This window comes from Pseudomonas defluvii, assembly GCF_001695625.1.
Lineage (GTDB): Bacteria > Pseudomonadota > Gammaproteobacteria > Pseudomonadales > Pseudomonadaceae > Aquipseudomonas > Aquipseudomonas defluvii.
The window spans coordinates 1-4095 of sequence record NZ_MBPN01000199.1; the positions used below are offsets into that span (position 1 = coordinate 1).

2 protein-coding genes are annotated in these 4095 nt (G+C 66.4%); one reads left to right on the plus strand and one right to left on the minus strand.

Annotated elements, in window-relative coordinates; translation table 11 throughout:
- The coding region (locus tag EKA13_RS26115) for an excinuclease ABC subunit UvrA (RefSeq protein ID WP_065761938.1) at positions 1–2229 on the plus strand (2229 nt) is incomplete at its 5' end.
- A gap of 80 nt (positions 2230–2309) precedes the next feature.
- On the opposite strand, the gene mobH is transcribed toward EKA13_RS26115, so the two are convergent.
- Positions 2310–4095, minus strand: a 1786-nt coding sequence (gene mobH, locus EKA13_RS26120; RefSeq protein WP_065761939.1) for a MobH family relaxase, incomplete at its 5' end; no start/stop codon positions are given.

Sequence of the window (4095 nt, forward strand, 5' to 3'; positions counted from 1 at the left end):
GCCGAGGATTTTTCGCCGAACACGCCGCAGGGCGCGTGCCCGACCTGCCACGGCCTGGGCCATGTGTACGAGGTGACCGAGGCCATCATGGTGCCCGATCCCTCCCTGAGCATCCGCGAGCGGGCGATCGCCTCCTGGCCCCCCGCCTGGCAAGGCCAGAACCTGCGCGACATCCTGGTCAGCATGGGCTACGACGTTGACCGGCCGTGGAAGGACCTGCCGAAGAAGGACCGCGACTGGATTCTGTTCACCGAGGAAACACCGACGGTGCCGGTGTACGCCGGTTTCACGCCTGCCGAAACCCGCGCAGCGCTCAAGCGCAAGATGGAGCCGAGCTACATGGGCACCTTCACCGGCGCCCGGCGGTATGTGCTGCACACCTTTGCCAACACCCAGAGCGCGTTGATGAGAAAGCGCGTGTCCCGGTTCATGGAGGGCAAACCGTGCCCCACCTGCCACGGCAAGCGGCTCAAGCCCGAGGCGCTGTCGGTCACCTTCGCCGGCGTGGACATCGGCGCGTTCATGCAGATGCCGCTGGACCAGTTGGCGGCCTTGCTCGAACCCATCGCCCAGGGCGATTTCCGCGCCCATGCAGCGGGGGCGGCTACGGACAAGGAAGCGACCCGACGCGACCGTGCCGAACGCGCGGCCTCCGGCCGCGCCGTCCATGCGGTATCGCCCGACGTGCGCCGCACCTCGGCGCTATCGGAAGAAAAGCGCCTCGCCGCGCAGCGCCTGGCCGGTGGCGTGATGGCACGCCTGCGCCAACTGCGTGGGCTGGGCCTGGGCTACCTGACGCTGGACCGGGCCACGCCGACGCTTTCGGCCGGCGAGTTGCAGCGCCTGCGGCTGGCCACGCAATTGAGTTCCCTGCTGTTCGGTGTCGTGTACGTGCTCGACGAGCCCTCCGCGGGCCTGCACCCCTCCGATAGCCAGGCCCTGTACGACGCGCTCGACCGGCTGCGCGACGCCGGCAACTCGGTGTTCGTGGTGGAGCACGACCTGGACCTGATGCGCCGCGCGCAATGGCTGGTGGATGTCGGGCCGGATGCTGGTGAGCGTGGCGGCCGCGTGCTCTACAGCGGCGAGCCGGATGGCCTGCGCAAGATTGCCGAATCGCGTACTGCACGCTACCTGTTCGATGAGATCCCCGCGCCGGGAAGCCGGGCACGCGAAGCGACCGGCTGGCTGGAGCTGCAGGACATTCACCGCCACAACCTGCATGGCGTGAATGCGCGCATTCCGCTGGGCGTGCTGACTGCCGTCACCGGCATCTCCGGCTCGGGCAAGTCCAGCCTCGTCGCGCAGGCCCTGCCGGAGCTGGTGCTGCTGCACCTGGGCCACGAGCCCGAGGACGACGCGGCCGAAAGCGCCACCAGCGAAGGGCCGGCAGTGATCGAAGCGACCGGCGGCCATCTGGCGGGCGACGTGGACGCCGTACAGCGTCTGGTGCAGGTGGACCAGAAACCGATCGGGCGCACGCCGCGGTCGAACCTGGCCACCTACACGGGCCTGTTCGACCATGTGCGCAAGCTGTTCGCTGCCACGCCCGATGCGCGACGCCGCCGCTACGATGCCGGACGGTTCTCGTTCAACGTCGCCAAGGGGCGCTGCGAGACCTGCGAGGGCGAGGGCTTCGTCAGCGTGGAACTGCTGTTCATGCCCAGCGTGTACGCGCCGTGCCCGACGTGCCATGGCGCACGCTACAACGAGGCCACGCTGAAGGTGCAATGGAACGGGCGCAACATCGCCGAGGTGCTGCAGATGACCGTGGACGAAGCCAGCGAATTCTTCGCGGGTGAAGACGCTGTGGCAAGGCCACTGCAACTGCTGCGCGATATCGGACTGGGCTACCTGCGCCTGGGGCAACCGGCCACCGAGCTTTCCGGTGGCGAGGCGCAGCGTATCAAGCTGGCGACCGAGCTTCAGCGCAGCCAGCGCGGCCGAAGCCTGTACGTGCTCGACGAGCCGACTACCGGGCTGCATGCGTCGGACGCCGACCGGCTGCTGGTGCAGTTGCAGCGCCTGGTCGATGCCGGCAATACCGTAGTGATGATCGAACACGATATGCGCGCGGTGGCCCAGGCCGATTGGGTGATCGACGTGGGGCCTGGTGCAGGCGCTGCCGGCGGCAGCATCGTGGTGGCGGGCTCCCCTCAGCAGGTGGCCCGAACGTCTGGCAGCAGAACCGCTCCGTTCCTTGCACAGGAGTTGGCGCGGGCCGAGTAGCTCAGTTCGCCAAATGTTGCCAATTTTCGCGGGGCATTGATCGTCGCCACACGACGGTGGCGATCAATGCCCGAATCGCGTCATCCTTCCTGAGTCAGAGCAAGATAGGGATTGTTGGGCGGTATTTCGGCGAGTGCCAAGGACCCATCTTCGAGGAGGTAGCCATGCAGTCGGCGGGACTTCCTCGGGCCCGTGACTTCACAGGTCCAAATGTTCAGGCCATTGGGGTGCTTGCGATGTAGCTGCAGCTTCTCGAAGCGCTTCTGCACCCACTGCCAATCCTGTTGATTCTCCTGCTTGGCGAGTGCGGCCACTTCGGGATGCTCCTGCGCATAGCGTTGGAACACACCCGGGCTGACCAGGTAGGCCGTGTCATTCACCGTATGCACGAGTGCCTTCGCGTCGTTGATGATGAGCCGTCGTGAGGCGATTCCCTGCTTCAGCCAAACCATGAACTGTTCCCCGGATGGCTTCGTTGCCGATGACCCAGGCGTAGGCGCGGGTGCAGGTGCAGGCGATGGAATGGACGTCGCGGCTGTTGCTGGCGCGGGGGTGTGGAGGAACTCCTCGGCATCCTGGCCAACGCCGGCCGACTCACCCAAGCCCACCATCGCGAGCAAATCCTCCATGACGTCGGGCACGGGCTGGGCTGCGGGCGGTGAAACGATGGTGGTGCTGTCGCCCTCCCAAATCGGAGGCTCTTGACCTCCCTGCGCTGGGTTCACCGAGACGGTAGGCGCGGGAGCCGACATGCAGGCGTCGTTTTCCGCGGGCGTCGCGTCGATCTCTACCGTGCCCGCGAAAGGTGCTGGTCGCTCGCCAGACTCCCAGATCAGCGCGGGAGCGAGACGCAACAGGGTGAACGAATGGGACCAGCCGGTCGTGCTGGTCACGGTCGCGCGCCAGACCGCTTTGCCGTCCGAGGTGGGCTGGAGCATGCCGTGGTCTTGCAGCACGTTGAACACGGCGGTGTTGTTCGCAGGAATGCCATCGATCCCCTGAGACAGGAGGTGTGCGCGCAGTTTGTCCGAAACCGTCTTGCTCACCAGCCACAAACCATCCTCGGTGAGCCAGCCATCGGAGGCTTCCGGCTGGTTCAGCTTCAACTGTTCCTTGAGCAGGTAGCGCAACCCGTCCAGCAGCTTGCGTTGCAGTGCGTGCTTGGGCGCGGCCATGGCGCGCGCCGGATCGCCGCCCAGCTCCTGGGCCACCGACGCCCGGTCTGCTTGCACGACGAGTTCCCCCAGTACACCGGCATGTTCGTACTGACCGGCCAGCACATAGAGCAGCGGTGCCCAGAGAGCCGGATAGTCGCTGAGCCAGTCCAGGACGTGGCGGTCGAGCAGTTGGCGATAGAGCAAGCCTGTTGCGGCGCTGTGCAGGCGGTATTCGCGGTCGTCACGGTAGCGAAATCGGTACGCCTGGTGCAGCGGGCCATGCCACGGATGCCAAGTACTGCCGTCGGCCAGTTCGACGTGTAGATCGACAGCGATCTTGCCGATGTCGTGCAGTAGTGCCGCGTAGGCGACGGCGGCGGTCCAGGCCTCGGACTGCGCCGCCTGGTCTTCGGGACTGGCACCGATGGGCAGCAGATGGGACTGGCGCAGCTTCAGGCTGTAGGCGACGATTTCCAGGCCGTGGTCGAGCATGCCGCCCGGGTAAGCGTGATGGTGGCTTTCGGAAGCGGGAAATTGCTGGACCAGCTCGGCATATCGTTCCAGCGGCGTGCGGTACAGGGTGACGAACTGCTTGCGCGAGAGGGAGGTGCGCTGCCAGATGTATTCCAGCAGCTTCTGCCGGCGCGGCGTGGCCAGCAGCGATGCGGCCGACTCGGGCCGCAGCAGCCCTTTCGGGAGATCGAGGGCG